Source organism: Collinsella aerofaciens, from assembly GCF_032584215.1.
Classification (GTDB): Bacteria; Actinomycetota; Coriobacteriia; order Coriobacteriales; family Coriobacteriaceae; genus Collinsella.
Genome location: NZ_JAWHPN010000071.1, coordinates 1 through 731, shown reverse-complemented (window position 1 = coordinate 731; position 731 = coordinate 1). Strand labels below are relative to the sequence as shown.

At 47.7% G+C, this 731-nt stretch carries 1 protein-coding gene; it reads right to left on the bottom strand.

Annotated elements, in window-relative coordinates; genetic code table 11:
• Window positions 1-536: 536 nt before the first annotated feature.
• Complete coding sequence (locus RX395_RS10300; RefSeq protein ID WP_394815237.1) at window positions 537-719, bottom strand: IS66 family transposase; 183 nt, start codon at window positions 717-719, stop codon at window positions 537-539.
• Window positions 720-731: the final 12 nt, after the last annotated feature.

Genomic DNA, 731 nt, shown 5'->3' with positions numbered 1-731 from the left:
AAACACCCCCACCGCGACCTGGCAACGGCGGTGTCACGTTTTGCGTGCATGTTGGATTTTGTTTTGTGACACAATTTTTTTCCAATTCCGCCAAGTGCACGTGGTTTCCCTCCCCGGTTTTGCGGAAAGAAAACTCCTACCGCCAGGTGACAGAATTTCGCTTTCTGGTCTCGTAAGGATTAGAAAACTAGATGACAGCAATATAGCTGGTAATGCCAAGTAGTTCTAGACCACGATGAACTGCACTGGCAGCATTGCCACGCTCTGAAGCAATGCTGTGCAAAGAAGCTCCATCCTGAGCCTGCTGGTGTACAAAAGAGCCGCCCTCTCAGTGCACGGGTGTTAAGATGGCGGCCGATGTTTTGGCTATCATTTAGACACATTTAGACAGTATTCCTTTCTGCGGAGCATTCATAGGAATGAATACATTTGCTCAAGCAGCATCTGCCAGACTTGGCCCAGGTGCGTTTTGTACAAGACAAACCAAGTAGCGGTAGGAATCCAGACTAATTCCCTTTTTTGCCTCAATTAGGCTGCTATGCACCGGAGGGGGTGTTGGCCAAGAGCCAGTTCTTACGGGCCATAACAATGGGTTTTATACTGTGCTCAGTGCAATTGTTACTTATCTCCAGCCTTCCATCCTCCGGATAAAATAAGTGATAGGAACAACAAACATTGGCATCAACTAGAGAATAAGACCAATAGTGTCTGACCCACACGCTGACCCACAC